At 43.4% G+C, this 19,157-nt stretch carries 13 protein-coding genes, 1 tRNA gene and 3 rRNA genes; 14 read left to right on the plus strand and 3 right to left on the minus strand.

Annotated features, from left to right (window positions below):
* The first annotated feature begins 61 nt into the window (after positions 1-61).
* From tatA to tatC, 3 genes are read left to right on the plus strand one after another with little or no spacing between them, the layout of a single operon-like run.
* Positions 62-343, plus strand: a complete 282-nt coding sequence (tatA, locus tag P3L37_RS02475) for a twin-arginine translocase TatA/TatE family subunit (protein WP_004260812.1) — start codon at positions 62-64, stop codon at positions 341-343.
* A 3-nt stretch (positions 344-346) separates the two neighbouring features.
* A complete protein-coding gene (gene tatB / locus P3L37_RS02480; RefSeq protein WP_004914882.1) occupies positions 347-892 on the plus strand; it encodes a Sec-independent protein translocase protein TatB in 546 nt (181 codons plus the stop codon).
* A 3-nt stretch (positions 893-895) separates the two neighbouring features.
* Complete coding sequence (tatC, locus tag P3L37_RS02485) at positions 896-1,663, plus strand: Sec-independent protein translocase subunit TatC (RefSeq protein WP_109912571.1); 768 nt, start codon at positions 896-898, stop codon at positions 1,661-1,663.
* A 76-nt stretch (positions 1,664-1,739) separates the two neighbouring features.
* Here the strand turns inward: tatC and rfaH are convergent, their stop codons facing one another.
* Positions 1,740-2,234, minus strand: a complete 495-nt coding sequence (gene rfaH / locus P3L37_RS02490) for a transcription/translation regulatory transformer protein RfaH (protein ID WP_004914877.1) — start codon at positions 2,232-2,234, stop codon at positions 1,740-1,742.
* Positions 2,235-2,399: 165 nt separating this feature from the next.
* Between rfaH and pepE the strand changes: the two genes are divergently transcribed.
* From pepE to fre, 3 genes are all read left to right on the plus strand, one after another.
* Positions 2,400-3,125, plus strand: a complete 726-nt coding sequence (pepE, locus tag P3L37_RS02495; protein ID WP_109912570.1) for a dipeptidase PepE — start codon at positions 2,400-2,402, stop codon at positions 3,123-3,125.
* A gap of 112 nt (positions 3,126-3,237) precedes the next feature.
* The gene (ubiD, locus tag P3L37_RS02500; RefSeq protein ID WP_004914873.1) at positions 3,238-4,713 is read left to right on the plus strand and encodes a 4-hydroxy-3-polyprenylbenzoate decarboxylase; all 1,476 of its coding nucleotides are present in this window, start codon (positions 3,238-3,240) and stop codon (positions 4,711-4,713) included.
* Positions 4,714-4,723: 10 nt separating this feature from the next.
* Complete coding sequence (gene fre / locus P3L37_RS02505) at positions 4,724-5,425, plus strand: NAD(P)H-flavin reductase (RefSeq protein WP_004914872.1); 702 nt, start codon at positions 4,724-4,726, stop codon at positions 5,423-5,425.
* Positions 5,426-5,639: 214 nt separating this feature from the next.
* Here the strand turns inward: fre and fadA are convergent, their stop codons facing one another.
* Positions 5,640-6,806, minus strand: coding sequence for an acetyl-CoA C-acyltransferase FadA (fadA, locus tag P3L37_RS02510; protein WP_004914870.1), 1,167 nt, complete (start codon positions 6,804-6,806; stop codon positions 5,640-5,642).
* Between the two features lie 4 nt (positions 6,807-6,810).
* On the minus strand, positions 6,811-9,003 hold the full coding sequence (gene fadB / locus P3L37_RS02515) for a fatty acid oxidation complex subunit alpha FadB (RefSeq protein WP_272667552.1): 2,193 nt from the start codon (positions 9,001-9,003) through the stop codon (positions 6,811-6,813).
* A gap of 257 nt (positions 9,004-9,260) precedes the next feature.
* On the opposite strand from fadB, the gene pepQ reads away from it, so the two are divergent.
* The 8 genes from pepQ to rrf all read left to right on the plus strand — a co-directional run bounded on the left by pepQ (position 9,261) and on the right by rrf (position 19,097).
* Positions 9,261-10,595, plus strand: coding sequence for a Xaa-Pro dipeptidase (gene pepQ / locus P3L37_RS02520; RefSeq protein ID WP_109912568.1), 1,335 nt, complete (start codon positions 9,261-9,263; stop codon positions 10,593-10,595).
* The gene (locus tag P3L37_RS02525) at positions 10,595-11,209 is read left to right on the plus strand and encodes an IMPACT family protein (RefSeq protein ID WP_109912567.1); all 615 of its coding nucleotides are present in this window, start codon (positions 10,595-10,597) and stop codon (positions 11,207-11,209) included. Before pepQ ends, P3L37_RS02525 begins: the two co-directional genes overlap by 1 nt.
* A 28-nt stretch (positions 11,210-11,237) precedes the next feature.
* Positions 11,238-12,689 (plus strand): Trk system potassium transporter TrkH, encoded by a 1,452-nt coding sequence (trkH, locus tag P3L37_RS02530; RefSeq protein ID WP_109912566.1) that lies wholly within the window; start codon positions 11,238-11,240, stop codon positions 12,687-12,689.
* 60 nt (positions 12,690-12,749) lie between these two features.
* Entirely contained in the window at positions 12,750-13,274 is a 525-nt protein-coding gene (gene hemG, locus P3L37_RS02535) for a menaquinone-dependent protoporphyrinogen IX dehydrogenase (RefSeq protein WP_109912565.1), read from the plus strand.
* Positions 13,275-13,735: 461 nt separating this feature from the next.
* A 16S ribosomal RNA gene (locus P3L37_RS02540) occupies positions 13,736-15,275 on the plus strand.
* A 132-nt stretch (positions 15,276-15,407) separates the two neighbouring features.
* Positions 15,408-15,483 (plus strand) — tRNA-Glu (locus P3L37_RS02545).
* A gap of 337 nt (positions 15,484-15,820) precedes the next feature.
* A 23S ribosomal RNA gene (locus P3L37_RS02550) occupies positions 15,821-18,838 on the plus strand.
* A gap of 143 nt (positions 18,839-18,981) precedes the next feature.
* Positions 18,982-19,097 (plus strand): 5S ribosomal RNA (gene rrf, locus P3L37_RS02555).
* The 16S, 23S and 5S rRNA genes sit together here with 1 tRNA gene alongside, the layout of an rRNA operon.
* The last annotated feature ends 60 nt before the right edge of the window (positions 19,098-19,157 follow it).

Consider the following 19,157-nt stretch of genomic DNA (forward strand, 5'->3'; position numbering starts at 1 on the left):
GTGTTGGTTGTATATAATAGATCTAACAACAATTGATCCCAAAACTATAGAGGTATTAACAATGGAATCAACTATTGCAATGGCTGCTTTCGGTAGTCCTTGGCAACTCATTATCATTGCTTTGCTTATTATTTTAATTTTCGGCACCAAAAAATTGCGTTCTTTAGGCTCGGATTTGGGGGAGTCACTCAAAGGCTTTAAAAAAGCAATGAATGATGACGAAAAAGCAAAAGCAGAACAAGAAAAGCAAGATGCTGACTTCGCACCTAAAAATATTACTGAACAACAGGCTGCTGAAAAGAAAGAAAGCCCAGTTGAGAGCAAAAACAAAGAGCAGGGTTAAACCGTGTTTGACATAGGTTTTAGTGAACTGTTGCTTGTTGCAGTTATTGGTCTCGTTGTATTAGGCCCTGAGCGGTTACCAGTGGCAGTGAGAACTGTCGCTGGGTGGATCCGTGCGATGCGCTCTATGGCTGCAAATGTACAAAACGAGTTATCGCAAGAATTAAAGCTGCAGGAGCTACAAGAAACGCTGAAAAAGGTGGAAGAAAAAGCTAATTTAGAAGCGCTTTCTCCGGAACTTAAGCAGTCTATGGAAGAACTGCGTACAGCGGCACAATCGCTTAAAAGCGATTACCAAGCGACAACTAATGATATTGAAACAGAGTTAAACAAAGCAAAAGAGATCACTGACAGTTACGATAGTGCTGTAAAGGAAGCGAAAGATAATACTCAGCAACCTGAAGAGTCTGATCCAAACCCTGAACATGCAGCTAAAATGGCGGCAGTTGTTGAGGAGGAGCAGAAACCGGAAGATTCAGCCGCTGTGAAAACAGTAGAATCACTCGATGCTAATGTAAAAAACTCTAATCAAACTGAAAGTGAAAAATAACACATGGCTGTAAATGATACACAACCACTTATTAGCCACCTCATTGAACTTCGTAAACGGCTACTCAACTGTTTAATTACAGTTTTAATTGTTTTTGCTGCGCTTGCTTATTTTTCAAATGATATCTATCGGCTGGTTGCAGCTCCTTTGATTGATAAGCTGCCAGTAGGTTCGCAAATGAGTGCGACGGATGTGGCGTCTACATTCTTTACCCCAATTAAATTGACAATGATGGTTTCGGTTTTTGTATCGATCCCAGTTATTCTCTATCAAATATGGGCTTTCATTGCACCTGCCTTATACAAGCATGAACGTAAACTCATGTTGCCTTTGCTTGTTTCAAGTAGTTTCTTGTTTTATTTGGGAATGGCATTTGCCTACTTCGTTGTTTTTCCGCTCGCATTTGGTTTCTTTGTTAAAACAACTCCAGATAGCGTTAACTTTATCCCAGATATCAGTAAATACCTTAGTTTCGTCATGACATTATTCATGGCTTTTGGTGCTGCATTTGAAGTCCCTATTGCAATTATTTTACTGTGTTGGACAGGCGTCACTACACCTGAAGCCCTAAAACGTAAACGTCCTTATATTTTAGTCGGGGCATTTATCGTTGGGATGTTTTTAACGCCGCCTGATGTTCTCTCTCAAACTTTACTTGCTGTTCCTATGTATTTGCTCTTTGAGCTCGGTGTTTTACTATCCAATTTCTATGTTGGCAAAGGTAGAAATCGACAAGAAGGCGTAGAGGAAGAAGAAAAAGAAGAGTCCTAATTTGCGTTAACCTATCGTTATTCAATACAGAATGATGAAAAGCCCTCTAAGAAGGGCTTTTTTATTACTTCAATGCTTAATCTGTATTTTTTTTAAACTGTGTATTATCAACTACTTTGGGGACGCTTTTATTTAAAATATTCAGCAAAAGAATAGAACGGTACTCACCATTAGGTTCAGCAAAAATAGCTTGCACCCCCGCAAAAATACCTTCGGTAATAGTCACTTGGTCACCATGCTTTGGTATATCTGGCGCGACAGAATAACTAATAGGGGTTTGTTGTAGGAGTTCAATAATCTCTTCAGGGACTTCCGTCGGCAATTGGCCAAAACGAATAAAATGGCTGACCCCTCTCGTTGACTGGATTGTTGTCGTATGAATTTCATTATGATCAAATTTCACAAATAAGTAATTTGGAAACAGAGCTTCTTGCACAGTCGTTCTTTTTCCTCTAACCACTTTTTCCATTTCAGTCATGGGCGTCATACAAACAACATTCTGTCGATTTAAATGCTCCATAGCGCGTTCAATTTGGCCTCGTTTGCAATAAAGCAAATACCATTTTTCCATTTTTTTGAATTCCATCTGACAAAACTATGTTTATGATAACAAATTACGACATAACAATGTGACTAATGAATAACAGCACCATATCATTGATATTCATCAGTCTATATTAATCGAATATAGTCTTATGATAACTGTAATGCAAAAACCAAATCAGTAGGAGACATAATGGATATCTTTTTGTTGAGTAACGGCAAGCTACCAGGCAACCCTGTATGGCTAAGCTACGCTTTACCTCGAATCAAAGAAATGATTGCTCGTAAGAACATAAAGTCAGCGGTTTTGGTTCCTTATGCAGTTCTTCGTGGCTCACATGACGAAAGAGCAGAGCAGCTTTCCGAAGCGTTGGGAATAAAAGTTACATCAATTGAGCATTTTTCTAGTCCAGTGGACGCGATTGAGCAGGCAGAATGCATTCTTGTAAGTGGCGGCAATACTTGGTGGTTGAATAAATGCCTACATGAGAATGGGTTGATCGTTGCGATTCAACGCGCAGTTCGTGAACGTGGCGTGCCATATATCGGCTGGAGCGCAGGATGTAATGTAGCGACACCAAGTATTCGTACTACGAATGATATGCCTGTGAGTAACGCAGCAATTATGCCATCTTTAGGGCTATTCCCATTACAAATTAATCCTCATTATATTGATGCTCACATCTCTGGTCATATGGGAGAAACTCGTGATGAGCGATTACAAGAATTTTGTGTGATTAATCCTCATGAAGTTGTTGTTGCGCTCAGGGAAGGAAGTGGGTTACAAATTAAAGGTAATGAACTTCATTATTTCAGTGGAAAAGATGAAGGTTTTAAACTATTTCAGCATAATAAAACATTCTCAGAGCAATTTAATACATTACTATTAGAAAAATTAGTCCCTTTTGATTGCCAGTAAAATGGTATACTAAACCAGAAAAAGATTGATTTTTAAGTGCTTTAGACAGTAACTTGTAACCTTGGCCGGACGTCTTATAATGGGACTCCCTCTGTAACAGTAAAAGAAGATAATGAAATACCGTGACCTTAGAGATTTCATCTCGCAACTTGAAAAACAAGGCGAGCTAAAACGCATTACAATGGAAGTCGACCCCTATTTGGAAATGACAGAAATTGCAGATCGTACACTAAGAGCAGGGGGACCGGCCCTATTATTTGAAAATCCCAAAGGCTATAACATGCCTGTCTTGTGTAACCTGTTTGGAACAACTAAACGTGTTGCGATGGGGATGGGGCAAGAAGATATAAAAGCTTTACATGAAGTAGGCAAATTACTGGCGTTTCTGAAAGAGCCTGATCCACCGAAAGGTTTCCGTGACCTTTTTGATAAGCTTCCAAAATTTAAACAAGTGTTGAATATGCCAGCTAAACGGTTAAGCTCAGCGGCTTGTCAGGAACAAATTTGGGCAGGTGAAGACGTTGATCTCACAAAAATACCTGTTATGCATTGTTGGCCAGAAGATGCTGCCCCTCTAATTACATGGGGTCTGACGGTGACTAAAGGCCCACATAAAGAAAGGCAAAACTTAGGTATTTATCGTCAGCAAGTTCTTGGAAAAAATAAAGTTATTATGCGTTGGCTATCTCATCGCGGTGGTGCTTTGGATTTTCAAGAATGGTGCCAAGCACATCCCGGTGAAAAATTTCCTGTTGCAGTTGCCCTTGGTGCAGATCCTGCGACCATTTTAGGTGCGGTAACACCAGTTCCTGACACATTATCAGAGTACGCTTTTGCGGGGTTGTTGCGTGGTAATAAAACCGAGGTTGTTAAATGCATATCGAATGACCTCGAAGTTCCTGCTGGCGCTGAAATTATTTTAGAAGGGTATATTGAACCGGGTGAAATGGCCCCTGAAGGCCCTTATGGTGACCATACTGGTTATTATAATGAAATAGATAATTTCCCAGTATTTACTGTAACTCATGTGACTCAGCGTCGTGATGCAATTTATCATTCAACTTATACGGGAAGGCCACCAGATGAGCCCGCAGTATTAGGGGAAGCCTTAAACGAAGTCCTTGTTCCCATTCTTCAAAAACAATTCCCTGAAATTGTTGATTTTTATCTTCCTCCTGAAGGGTGCTCGTATCGTCTTGCCGTTGTGACAATGAAAAAACAATATGCAGGACATGCTAAAAGAGTCATGATGGGAGTCTGGTCATACCTGCGCCAATTCATGTACACTAAGTTTGTTATTGTTTGTGATGATGATATTAATGCACGAGACTGGAAAGATGTCATCTGGGCAATTACAACCCGTATGGATCCTGCTCGTGACACAGTAATGATGGAAAATACGCCCATAGATTATCTCGACTTCGCTTCTCCTGTATCAGGATTAGGCTCAAAAATGGGGCTTGATGCCACCAACAAATGGCCGGGTGAGACAGATCGTGAGTGGGGGCGTCCTATTGTAATGACAGAGAGCGTTAAATCTCGCATTGATGATATTTGGGAACAGTTAAATATTTTTGACACAAAATAAGAGGGAAACCATGGCAACTTTAAGCTGTAAAGTAACATCTGTTGAATCTATCACGGATACGGTTTATCGGGTGATTTTGTTGCCAGATGGTCCTTTTCATTTTAAAGCAGGTCAATATTTAATGGTCGTGATGGATGAGAGAGATAAGCGACCATTTTCAATGGCTTCTACACCGAATAATAAAGAAACTATTGAATTACATATTGGTGCTTCTGAGATTAATTTATACGCAATGGCTGTCATGGATAGAATTTTAGACCAGAAACGTATAAATATTGACATTCCTCACGGTAAAGCTTGGTTTCGGGAAAATAGCAGTAACGCAATGATCTTAATTGCAGGTGGGACCGGTTTTTCCTATACCCACTCTGTATTACTTGCAGCTTTAGCTGAAAACTCGGATCGTGATATCACTTTCTATTGGGGGGGGCGCCAATTGGAACACTTATATGACCTTGGTGAATTGCAGGCCCTCAGTGAAAATTACCCTAATTTGAAGATCACTCCAGTTGTAGAGCAACCAGACGAACTATGGCGTGGTAGAACAGGAACAGTCCTGAGCGCAGTATTAGAAGATTTTGGTGATTTGTCCAGTCATGATATCTATATCGCAGGCCGCTTTGAAATGGCTAAAATAGCGAGAGAGCGGTTTTGTAGTGAGCGAGGAGCTAAGGCAGAACAACTCTTTGGAGATGCTTACGAATTCATTTAACCCGTCCTACTTCAAATTGTAGGGGGTGTTGGTTTCGCTCATTCGCCCTAGTCACATACTTTTGTATGCTCCTAGGGTCTCATTCACTTACCGCCTATCGATAATCTTTAAATTTTTCGTGGCTATTTGGCCAGAAAAAGGCAAAAAAAACCCGCCCCTGACTAGGCGGGAACATCGACAAAATACAATGTTTGCGAAAACTAAAACTAAATTGTTAAACACGCTCAATAATTGTAGCAATACCTTGGCCGAACCCGATGCACATGGTGGCTAAACCAAATTGTTTATCGTTTTGTTCTAATTGATTAAGCAATGCTGTTGAAATTCTTGCTCCTGAGCATCCCAAAGGGTGGCCTAGCGCAATGGCCCCACCACTGAGATTTACTTTATCATCTAGTTGATTTTCTGATAGCTTTAAGCCTTTTAAGCATGCAATAGATTGCGCTGCAAAAGCTTCATTTAATTCAATAATATCAATATCATTTAAAGTTAGTCCTGCGCGCTTTAAAGCGAGTTCACTTGCTGGCACCGGGCCAAATCCCATGATCGATGGATCGCAGCCAACAACTGCCATTGAGCGTATTTTAGCTCGAGGCTTAATGCCTTGCTGTGTGGCATAACTTTCGCTGGCTAGCAGCATCGCAGATGCACCATCAGATAGAGCAGATGAATTACCTGCGGTCACTGTACCACTAGCAGGATCGAAGGCGGGGCGAAGAGCAGCCAAACCTTGAAGGCTTGCATCAAAGCGAATCACTTCATCATAATTTACCGAAATGAGGTTACCAGTGGCATCATGGCCACTAATTGGAACGATCTCGTTATTGAACTTCCCTTTTTCCGTTGCTAGAGCTGCAAGTTGGTGAGACCTTAATGCAAATGCATCTTGCTCTTCTCGGCTAATTTTATACATTTTGGCAAGCATTTCAGCAGTTAATCCCATCGCTCCAGCGGCTTTAGCAACACGTAAAGTCAGTTTAGGGTTGAAATCTATACCATGAGTCATTGGGACGTGGCCCATATGCTCAACTCCACCAATGAGTACTGATTTTGCATCACCTGTCATAATTAACCGGCTCGCATCATGTATCGCTTGCATTGATGAACCACAAAGGCGATTTACTGTAACGGCAGGAACCGTATGAGGTATATCTGTGAGTAATGCTGCATTTTTAGCAACATTAAACCCTTGCTCTAGTGTTTGCTGAACACAACCCCAGATGATGTCATCCAATTCTTTTTTACTTGAGTTTGGATTACGTTCAAAAATCGCATTCATGAGGTGCGCAGAAAGGTCTTCAGCTCTAACATGGCGAAATACCCCACCTTTTGAACGGCCCATTGGTGTACGTATTCCATCAATAATGACGACATTTTCCATAGAATTAACCTCTCGCAACTTTTTTGACATCAATCGCCACTACTGGTGGCTGTGGGTAATATCTTGCATTAGTAGCCGCTTTTCCTTTTAAGCCGCTAGGCGCGTGATATAGAGGACTCAAGTGCTGCAAAGATTCCGTTGTTTTTAAGTAAGATTGACTACCTAAGGTATCTAAATAGCAGAATACTCCCCCTCTAAATGGTGGAAAGCCTAAACCGTAAACTAAAGCAATATCTGCATCCGAAGGGCTTTGGATAATGCCTTCCTCTAAGCAACGAACAACTTCGTTGATCATTGGAGCCATCATTCGAGCAATAATTTCTTCTTTGGTGAATGAGCGTCTTGTTGAGCAAATAGTAGCAAGTAGTTCATCCGTCCGCGGATCATCAACTTTTTTCGGTTTCCCTTTTTTATCTTTTTCATATTGATAAAACCCGTGGCCATTTTTTTGGCCAAAACGTTGTTGTTCATACATCACATCAATGGCATTTTTGCCTTTTTTTCCCATTCGTTCAGGAAAACCTTGAGCCATAACTTGTTCTGCATGAAAAGCAGTATCAATACCAACCACATCAAGAAGATAAGCGGGCCCCATTGGCCAGCCAAACTCTTTTTCCATGACTTTATCTATTTCTCTAAAGTCAGCCCCATCTTGTAACAGTAAGTTAAAGCCAGCAAAGTAAGGAAAAAGTACTCGGTTAACAAAGAAGCCAGGGCAGTCATTGACAACAATAGGGGTTTTCCCCATTTTATTGGCGTAGGCAACAACCTTAGCAACAGTGTTATCAGAAGTTTGTTCTCCGCGAATAATTTCGACTAATGGCATTCGATGCACAGGGTTAAAAAAGTGCATTCCGCAGAAGTTTTCTGGGCGCTTTAGTGATTTAGCGAGGGTTGAAATTGGAATAGTTGATGTATTTGAAGCCAGTATAGTTTCACTTGTTACTAAGGACTCAACTTCAGCTAATACAGCAGCTTTGACTTTAGGGTTCTCAACAACGGCTTCAACGACGATTTGGCTATCTTCTATGCCATTGTAAGATAATGAAGGATGAATAGATGATAAGGTCGCCGCCATTTTTACAGCTGTAATTTTTCCACGCTCAAATTGGTTATTTAATAGCTTTTGTGCCTCTTCAATCCCTAATTCTAATGACTTAACATTAATATCTTTCATTAAAACAGGTACGCCTTTGCTGGCAGACTGATAAGCAATGCCTCCGCCCATAATTCCTGCACCTAATACGGTGGCATGTGTTGGAATCTCAATACGTTGTGCGATCTTTTTACTATTTGACTTAACTTGTTGGTCATTTAGAAAAATACTCACTAACGCACGTGCAACATCACTATGCGCTAGAGGAACAAATGCTGCTGTTTCATGCTTTAAGGCCTCATCGCGGGTACAATTTGCTGCCTTTTCTATTGTATTCACAGCCGCCATAGGGGCTGGATAGTGTTTGCCTGCAACCTTATACACCATTCCCTTAGCGACATTGAAACTCATCGTTTGCTCAATAGGTTTCAATTGCAGAGGGCTAAGTTTAGGTTGGCGTTTTTGCTGCCAATTGAAGGCTCCGGTGATTGCAGATTCAATGAGTTGTAGCGCTGATTGTGTGAGAGCTTCTGTATTAACAACGGCATCAATAAGGCCAAGTTTTAAAGCTTGAGAGGCATCGATATCTTTACCCGCAGTAATAATTTCTAATGCGCTATCCAAACCAATTAATCGAGGTAGCCGAACAGACCCACCAAAGCCAGGCATGATCCCAAGTTTCGTTTCAGGAAGCCCAATTCGGGCATCAGGGGAGGCGATACGAAAATCAGTGGATAAAACACATTCACAACCACCACCTAGTGCATAGCCATTAATGGCGCAAATCGTTGGAACAGGCAGGTCTTCAATACGATTAAATATACTGTTAGCGTAGTGTAACCAATCACTTAGTGTTTCTTTTGATGCTTCAAAGAGTGACAGAAACTCTTTGATATCAGCGCCAACAATAAAAGCGGGTTTATCAGAACGGAAAATTACACCTTGCAGCTCGGTTTGTTGCTCAAGAACAGACACGGCTTCATCAAGTGAAGCAACGGTGTGGGTGTCCAATTTATTAATTGGCCCTGGTGAGTTAAAAACCAGTTCTGCAATCCCTTGTTTCAACCATTGAATATAGATAGTGTCACTTTGATAAAGCATTCTGCTCTCCTCTACGTGGTAGTGTTATCTGGTACGACCAGATGAAAAGAGTGTGACTAGAATGTTAATTAATTGCAAATGATTAATGACAAAAATGGAAGGTTGGTCACAGCAATTAAGTGAAATAATTAATGATTTAAATGATAAATGTATTATATATCAATTAATTAATTAGGGTTTGCAACAGAGTGCATATCCGTTAATAACAGAACGTGGTAAGCTTAATTTTTCTAATTAATGCTGAAAGGTTGAAGGAAATGGAAAAACTGACTGCACTCTACGCTGAACACATTAAAACGTTACAAAACAGAACTCAGCAAGTTTTACAGCGCAGCAAATTAGATGCCATATTGATTCATTCAGGTGAACCCCTACGCATCTTTCTTGATGATAGCGACTATCCGTTTAAAGTTAACCCTCATTTCAAAGCGTGGGTACCTGTTACCGATGTTCCACATTCATGGTTATTAGTTGATGGTATAAATAAGCCTAAGCTATGGTTTTATTCCCCCGTTGACTATTGGCATAGTGTTGAGCCACTACCGAACAGTTTTTGGACCAAAGATATTGAGCTAATCCACTTAAAAAATGCGGATGACATCAAAACGCTTCTCGCAAGCTTATCAAAAGAAAATGTTGCCTATATAGGCTCAGCAACAGCACGAGCAGAATCTTTAGGGATTTCTTTGCATAATATCAATCCCAAATCGGTTTTAGATTACTATCATTATCATCGTTCTTATAAGACAGATTATGAGCTTTACTGTATGCGAGAAGCTCAAAAAATGGCTGTAAATGGGCACCTCGCTGCTCTCGAAGCATTCCGTGCAGGTATGAGCGAATTTGATATTAATGTCAGTTACTTACAATCTACCGGTCATCGAGATACCAATGTGCCTTATGGTAATATTGTTGCGCTGAATGAAAATGCGGCGGTATTACATTACACGAAACTACAGCAAACTGTGCCGAACGAATTACGCAGTTTTCTTATTGATGCAGGCGCTGAATATAATGGCTATGCTGCTGATATTACGAGAACTTATGCGGCGAAAGGTAAAGACGAATTTGCTGAATTGGTTGCAGATGTCAACACAGAGCAGCTTGCTTTAATTGATACGATTAAGGCAGGTGTCCGCTATACTGATTATCACGTGGATATGCATCATAGGATTGCTAAGATACTGATTAAACATGATATTGTTAAAGATATTAGCGAAGAGTCGATGGTGGAAAGTGGCTTAACAACGCCATTTTTACCTCATGGTTTAGGCCATCCACTTGGGTTACAAGTTCATGATGCTGCAGGTTTTATGCAAGATGATAGTGGTACTCATCTCGCAGCTCCTAAAATGTATCCATTCTTGCGTTGTACTCGTGTTTTAGAACCTAAAATGGTGTTAACTATTGAGCCTGGGCTCTACTTTATTGAATCTCTGTTATCTGAATGGAGAAATGGGGAGTTCAGCCAACACTTTAATTGGGATAAAATCGAGTTCTTCAAACCTTACGGTGGAATCCGCATTGAAGATAATATCGTGATCCATGCAAATCGTATTGAGAATATGACTCGAGACTTACATTTACGTTAATGAAACCTTATTTAATACCGGCTGAAACCATTTCTTTTACAGAAGAAATCAAAAAAAGCCAATTTATTACGTATTTAGCTCATACAGATGGTATTGAAGCGGCAAAAGATTACATTCAATCGATTAAAGCTCAATACCCAGATGCCCGGCACCATTGCTGGGCATTTGTTGCTGGTCGGCCTGATGATTCACAAAAATTGGGGTTCTCTGATGACGGAGAGCCGACAGGAACAGCAGGAAAACCCATCATGGCGCAACTATTAGGTAGCAATCTAGGGGAGGTTACCTGTGTTGTTGTACGTTATTTTGGTGGGATAAAACTAGGCACTGGTGGGCTAGTTAAAGCTTATGGAAATGGTGCCCAGCAAGCATTAAAAATATTACCAACAAAGACAAAAGTACCACAAAAAATCTTTAATTTAGTGTGCGACTATTCATTGATTAATGCGATTGAACAACTGCTTGTCCAAGTGAATGGCACAGTTTTACACAGTGATTATAATGAAACTGTCTCTTTACAAATTGCAATTCCTGCCACTCTTGAGCAGGAAGTCAATGATAAATTACGCGATATAAGCCGTGGAGCCTTAACGCTCACGTCAGAATCACAATAGTAAACAGTTTTATCAAGGAACCTGCCGAATGCATTTTCGTGCAATAACCCGTATAGTCGGGCTGCTTGTCATCATCTTTTCTTTTACCATGGTTATTCCTGGTATTGTCGCGCTAATTTATCGTGATGGTGCAGGGCGAGCTTTTAGCCAGACTTTTATTACTGCTTTGCTAATTGGTCTTTTTTTGTGGCTACCAACCCGTAATAGCCGGCACGAACTGAAAGCAAAAGAAGGCTTTCTTATCGTTGTTTTATTTTGGACGGTACTGGGAAGCGTAGGGGCATTACCTTTTATTTTTTCTGAAAGACCTAATCTTTCGGTAACTGATGCTTTTTTTGAATCGTTCTCAGGATTGACGACGACAGGTGCGACAACGTTAACAGGGCTTGATTCCCTACCCAAAGCTATTTTATTTTATCGGCAGATGCTTCAATGGCTTGGGGGGATGGGGATTATTGTACTTGCCGTTGCAATTTTACCACTTTTGGGTGTCGGGGGAATGCAGCTATATCGTGCAGAAATGCCGGGTCCTTTGAAAGACAATAAAATGCGGCCTCGTATTGCAGAAACAGCAAAAACATTATGGCTTATCTATGTACTGCTAACTATTGCCTGTGCGGTTGCTCTATGGATAGCCGGTATGGATGTTTTTGATGCTATTTCTCACAGCTTTTCGACTATCGCTATTGGTGGGTTTTCAACTCATGATGCTAGTATTGGTTATTTCAATAGTCCTGCGATTAACACTATCATTGGTATTTTCCTGATTATCTCTGGTTGTAACTTCGGTTTGCACTTTGCAGTATTAACTGGACGTAGTTTAGGGATTTATTGGCGCGATCCTGAATTTAGAATGTTTATTAGCTTCCAGTTTGTCTTGGTGGTTATTTGTACCTTAGTACTTATGTTCCATTCTGTTTATAGTAGCTTTGGTCAAACACTTGATCAGGCATTCTTCCAAGTCGTGTCCATGGCGACAACGGCTGGATTTACGACAGATAGCTTTTCTGGTTGGCCTCTTTTTTTACCTATGCTGCTATTGTGCGCCGCATTCGTTGGTGGATGTGCAGGCTCGACAGGTGGTGGGTTAAAAGTTATTCGTATATTGTTACTTTTCTTACAAGGCTCGCGTGAGTTAAAGCGCCTAGTTCACCCAAATGCAGTCTACACAATCAAATTAGGACAACGCGCATTACCTGAAAGGATCATCGAAGCTGTTTGGGGCTTCTTTTCTGCATATGCACTGGTCTTTGTCGTCAGCTTATTATTACTGATTGCTACAGGAGTTGATGAATTCTCTGCTTTTTCAGCAATTGCAACGACACTGAATAACTTAGGGCCAGGGTTAGGGACTGTGGCTGATAATTTCACAACGATGAACCCTACAGGCAAATGGATATTAGTTGTCACGATGTTATTTGGGCGTTTGGAAGTTTTCACTTTATTAGTGCTACTGACTCCCACTTTTTGGCGTGAATAGTTGGGTACAATTAATAAATAATATTACCTATATAGAAATGATATTAATTTAGGAACAATAATGAGCTACTTACTTTTACACTCCAGTACGGATGGGCAAACTAAAAAAATTATTCTAAAAATGGCGGAGCAACTGAGAAACTCAGGTCGTGAATGTGATATTCGTGATTTAAATACTGACCAACAGCTTAATTTATCAGGCTACGATAAAGTATTAGTAGGGGCATCCATTCGTTATGGGCATTTCAATAAAAAACTACAACGCTTCGTGCTTTCTCATCAAAATCAATTGAACTCAATGAAGACGGGTTTTTTTGCTGTAAATTTGACGGCAAGAAAAGAAGGCAAGAATACGGTAGAAACCAACGCATATACGCGAAAATTTTTAGAAGCATGTCCTTGGAAGCCTACATTGAAGTCTGTTTTTGCCGGAGCGCTGTTTTATCCACGTTATACATGGTTTGATAGAATGATGATTCGTCTAATAATGAAAATGACAGATGGCCCAACCGATCCAAAAACAGAGATTGAATATACTAACTGGGAAAAGGTTGCTGAATTCACAGTTGAATTTGATGATTTGTAGCTCACAATTTCAACAAAACGTAGTTATTTTGTGTGATTTGTTTAATAAATCATCGCTTGATGAAATAAATCAAAAAAACACTTGCGAGAATTTTTCGACTCCCTATAATGCGCATCCGTTGTCACGACAAACCGGTTCGAAGAAAACTTCGTAACCCAGTGATAACAGAGGTGAGAAAGAAAAAAGTTGAAAATAAACTCTTGACTTTCTAAATAAAAAACGTAATATACGACACCTCGCGACAACGACCTCGAAGTCGAAAATCAAAAGATTTAGTCGCAACGCTCTTTAACAATTTATCAGACAATCTGTGTGGGCACTCACAGGACACTATCAAAAAAATATTTGATTTTAAGTCTTGAAGAGTGACTAACACGTTAATTCATATATATGAACTAATAGGTAATTTGATTTCTTCGGAAATCAAACGACAGTAAACATTCTTTGAGCATCAAGCTTTTTAATTGAAGAGTTTGATCATGGCTCAGATTGAACGCTGGCGGCAGGCCTAACACATGCAAGTCGAGCGGTAACAGGGGAAGCTTGCTTCTCGCTGACGAGCGGCGGACGGGTGAGTAATGTATGGGGATCTGCCCGATAGAGGGGGATAACTACTGGAAACGGTAGCTAATACCGCATAATCTCTTAGGAGCAAAGCAGGGGAACTTCGGTCCTTGCGCTATCGGATGAACCCATATGGGATTAGCTAGTAGGTGGGGTAATGGCTCACCTAGGCGACGATCCCTAGCTGGTCTGAGAGGATGATCAGCCACACTGGGACTGAGACACGGCCCAGACTCCTACGGGAGGCAGCAGTGGGGAATATTGCACAATGGGCGCAAGCCTGATGCAGCCATGCCGCGTGTATGAAGAAGGCCCTAGGGTTGTAAAGTACTTTCAGTCGGGAGGAAGGCGTTGATGCTAATATCATCAGCGATTGACGTTACCGACAGAAGAAGCACCGGCTAACTCCGTGCCAGCAGCCGCGGTAATACGGAGGGTGCAAGCGTTAATCGGAATTACTGGGCGTAAAGCGCACGCAGGCGGTTGATTAAGTTAGATGTGAAATCCCCGGGCTTAACCTGGGAATGGCATCTAAGACTGGTCAGCTAGAGTCTTGTAGAGGGGGGTAGAATTCCATGTGTAGCGGTGAAATGCGTAGAGATGTGGAGGAATACCGGTGGCGAAGGCGGCCCCCTGGACAAAGACTGACGCTCAGGTGCGAAAGCGTGGGGAGCAAACAGGATTAGATACCCTGGTAGTCCACGCTGTAAACGATGTCGATTTGAAGGTTGTTCCCTTGAGGAGTGGCTTTCGGAGCTAACGCGTTAAATCGACCGCCTGGGGAGTACGGCCGCAAGGTTAAAACTCAAATGAATTGACGGGGGCCCGCACAAGCGGTGGAGCATGTGGTTTAATTCGATGCAACGCGAAGAACCTTACCTACTCTTGACATCCAGAGAACTTAGCAGAGATGCTTTGGTGCCTTCGGGAACTCTGAGACAGGTGCTGCATGGCTGTCGTCAGCTCGTGTTGTGAAATGTTGGGTTAAGTCCCGCAACGAGCGCAACCCTTATCCTTTGTTGCCAGCGATTCGGTCGGGAACTCAAAGGAGACTGCCGGTGATAAACCGGAGGAAGGTGGGGATGACGTCAAGTCATCATGGCCCTTACGAGTAGGGCTACACACGTGCTACAATGGCGTATACAAAGAGAAGCGACCTCGCGAGAGCAAGCGGAACTCATAAAGTACGTCGTAGTCCGGATTGGAGTCTGCAACTCGACTCCATGAAGTCGGAATCGCTAGTAATCGTAGATCAGAATGCTACGGTGAATACGTTCCCGGGCCTTGTACACACCGCCCGTCACACCATGGGAGTGGGTTGCAAAAGAAGTAGGTAGCTTAACCTTCGGGAGGGCGCTTACCACTTTGTGATTCATGACTGGGGTGAAGTCGTAACAAGGTAACCGTAGGGGAACCTGCGGTTGGATCACCTCCTTACCATTGAAGTGTTTTTGTGAAGTGCTCACACAGATTGTCTGATAGAAAGTAGAGCAATGGCTTTACGTGGGAGACTTATTCGAGAGAATAGGACTTACATGAGATACCGCAGTAGTATGTGCAATATCTTGTGTCCCCTTCGTCTAGAGGCCTAGGACACCGCCCTTTCACGGCGGTAACAGGGGTTCGAATCCCCTAGGGGACGCCAATTGCGCCGATATCGAGTGAAAGACGATGTCCCCAATAATGATTAAGCCAATTATGTAAATAGTTGGTTTAACAATTATGCTCTTTAACAATCTGGAACAAGCTGAAAATTGAAAACAACGCACATTGTTTATCGCTTAAACAATGTGAGAGTCTCTCAAAAATCTCAACTTGAATAGTGTACTTTGAACTATCGAGTCGACGAGCGACATGAGTTCAAGGCAGCCCGCGCACAGCAAGCGCAGCGTACTTAACGTACGTGAGCATTGCGCGCACGGACTAACGCCGAAATCATGAAGCACAGTCACTCGTTGTAAGAAGACACCTTCGGGTTGTGAGGTTAAGCGACTAAGCGTACACGGTGGATGCCTAGGCAATCAGAGGCGATGAAGGACGTGCTAATCTGCGATAAGCGTCGGTAAGGTGATATGAACCGTGATAACTGACGATTTCCGAATGGGGAAACCCAGTGCAACTCGTTGCACTATCGTTTGATGAATACATAGTCAAACGAAGCGAACCGGGGGAACTGAAACATCTCAGTACCCCGAGGAAAAGAAATCAACCGAGATTCCCCTAGTAGCGGCGAGCGAACGGGGAGCAGCCCAGAGTCTTAATCAACATTAGCATCAGGAGAACGGTCTGGAAAGGCCGGCAGTAAAGGGTGATAGCCCCGTATCCGAAGGTGTTAGTGTTGTGAACTCGACGAGTAGGGCGGGACACGTGTTATCCTGTCTGAATATGGGGGGACCATCCTCCAAGGCTAAATACTCCTGATTGACCGATAGTGAACCAGTACCGTGAGGGAAAGGCGAAAAGAACCCCGGCGAGGGGAGTGAAATAGAACCTGAAACCGTGTACGTACAAGCAGTGGGAGCCCCACCACCAAAGCATTTTCTGGTGTTGAGGACAACTTTAAAGTGACATTCAACACGCGTTGGCGGAGCGTTTTTTGCGACGCCCAACACACAAAACAAGCAGTGAATGTGCTTTGGGGTGGGGTGACTGCGTACCTTTTGTATAATGGGTCAGCGACTTATATTCTGTAGCAAGGTTAACCGTATAGGGGAGCCGTAGGGAAACCGAGTCTTAACTGGGCGAATAAGTTGCAGGGTATAGACCCGAAACCCGGTGATCTAGCCATGGGCAGGTTGAAGGTTGGGTAACACTAACTGGAGGACCGAACCGACTAATGTTGAAAAATTAGCGGATGACTTGTGGCTGGGGGTGAAAGGCCAATCAAACCGGGAGATAGCTGGTTCTCCCCGAAAGCTATTTAGGTAGCGCCTCGTGAACTCATCTTCGGGGGTAGAGCACTGTTTCGACTAGGGGGTCATCCCGACTTACCAACTCGATGCAAACTACGAATACCGAAGAATGTTATCACGGGAGACACACGGCGGGTGCTAACGTTCGTCGTGAAGAGGGAAACAACCCAGACCGCCAGCTAAGGTCCCAAAGTCATAGTTAAGTGGGAAACGAAGTGGGAAGGCTCAGACAGCCAGGATGTTGGCTTAGAAGCAGCCATCATTTAAAGAAAGCGTAATAGCTCACTGGTCGAGTCGGCCTGCGCGGAAGATGTAACGGGGCTAAACTATGCACCGAAGCTGCGGCAGCGATATGTAAATATTGTTGGGTAGGGGAGCGTTCTGTAAGCCTGTGAAGGTGTACTGTGAGGTATGCTGGAGGTATCAGAAGTGCGAATGCTGACATAAGTAACGATAATGCGGGTGAAAAACCCGCACGCCGGAAGACCAAGGGTTCCTGTCCAACGTTAATCGGGGCAGGGTGAGTCGACCCCTAAGGCGAGGCAGAAATGCGTAGTCGATGGGAAACGGGTTAATATTCCCGTACTGGTGATAATTGCGATGGGGGGACGGAGAAGGCTAGGCTATCCGGGCGACGGTTGTCCCGGTTTAAGGATGTAGGCAGGTGAATTAGGCAAATCCGGTTCACTATATGCTGAGGTCCGACGACGAGTCACTACGGTGATGAAGTAGCTCATGCCCCGCTTCCAGGAAAAGCCTCTAAGCTCTAGATTATCATTAATCGTACCCCAAACCGACACAGGTGGTCAGGTAGAGAATACTCAGGCGCTTGAGAGAACTCGGGTGAAGGAACTAGGCAAAATGGTGCCGTAACTTCGGGAGAAGGCACGCTGGCGCTAGGTGAAGTCCCTCGCGGATGGAGCTGAAGCCAGTCGCAGATACCAGCTGGCTGCAACTGTTTATTAAAAACACAGCACTGTGCAAACACGAAAGTGGACGTATACGGTGTGACGCCTGCCCGGTGCTGGAAGGTTAATTGATGGGGTTATCCGTAAGGAGAAGCTCTTGATCGAAGCCCCAGTAAACGGCGGCCGTAACTATAACGGTCCTAAGGTAGCGAAATTCCTTGTCGGGTAAGTTCCGACCTGCACGAATGGCGTAATGATGGCCAGGCTGTCTCCACCCGAGACTCAGTGAAATTGAACTCGCTGTGAAGATGCAGTGTACCCGCGGCAAGACGGAAAGACCCCGTGAACCTTTACTATAGCTTGACACTGAACATTGAGCCTTGATGTGTAGGATAGGTGGGAGGCTTTGAAGTGTGGACGCCAGTCTGCATGGAGCCAACCTTGAAATACCACCCTTTAATGTTTGATGTTCTAACGTAGCCCCGTTATCCGGGGTGCGGACAGTGTCTGGTGGGTAGTTTGACTGGGGCGGTCTCCTCCCAAAGAGTAACGGAGGAGCACGAAGGTTGGCTAAGCATGGTCGGACATCATGCGGTTAGTGCAAAGGCATAAGCCAGCTTGACTGCGAGAGTGACGGCTCGAGCAGGTACGAAAGTAGGTCTTAGTGATCCGGTGGTTCTGAATGGAAGGGCCATCGCTCAACGGATAAAAGGTACTCCGGGGATAACAGGCTGATACCGCCCAAGAGTTCATATCGACGGCGGTGTTTGGCACCTCGATGTCGGCTCATCACATCCTGGGGCTGAAGTAGGTCCCAAGGGTACGGCTGTTCGCCGTTTAAAGTGGTACGCGAGCTGGGTTTAGAACGTCGTGAGACAGTTCGGTCCCTATCTGCCGTGGGCGTTGGAAGATTGAAAGGGGCTGCTCCTAGTACGAGAGGACCGGAGTGGACGCACCACTGGTGTTCGGGTTGTCATGCCAATGGCATTGCCCGGTAGCTAAGTGCGGAAGAGATAACCGCTGAAAGCATCTAAGCGGGAAACTTGCCTTGAGATGAGTCTTCCCTGACTCTTTAAGGGTCCTAAAGGAACGTTTAAGACTAAGACGTTGATAGGTTGGGTGTGTAAGCGTAGCGATACGTTGAGCTAACCAATACTAATGAACCGTGAGGCTTAACCTGACAACACCGAAGGTGTTTTAGAGAGATTATGTTGATTCAATAAGCGTGAGAAGCCGAAAGGTGAAGGACACAGCAGCTTGTTCGAGATTAATGTTCTGGTTTAGTGCACGAAAGTGAGATTAAACGGGAATACACAGAATTTGTCTGGCGGCAATAGCGCGGTGGTCCCACCTGACCCCATGCCGAACTCAGCAGTGAAACGCCGTAGCGCCGATGGTAGTGTGGGGTCTCCCCATGTGAGAGTAGGGAACTGCCAGACATTCAATTAGTGAGAAAGCCACCCATTGGGTGGCTTTTTTGCGTTTGGGGGAAACTAACT

The organism is Providencia sp. PROV114 (genome assembly GCF_032704305.1).
Lineage (GTDB): Bacteria > Pseudomonadota > Gammaproteobacteria > Enterobacterales > Enterobacteriaceae > Providencia > Providencia rettgeri.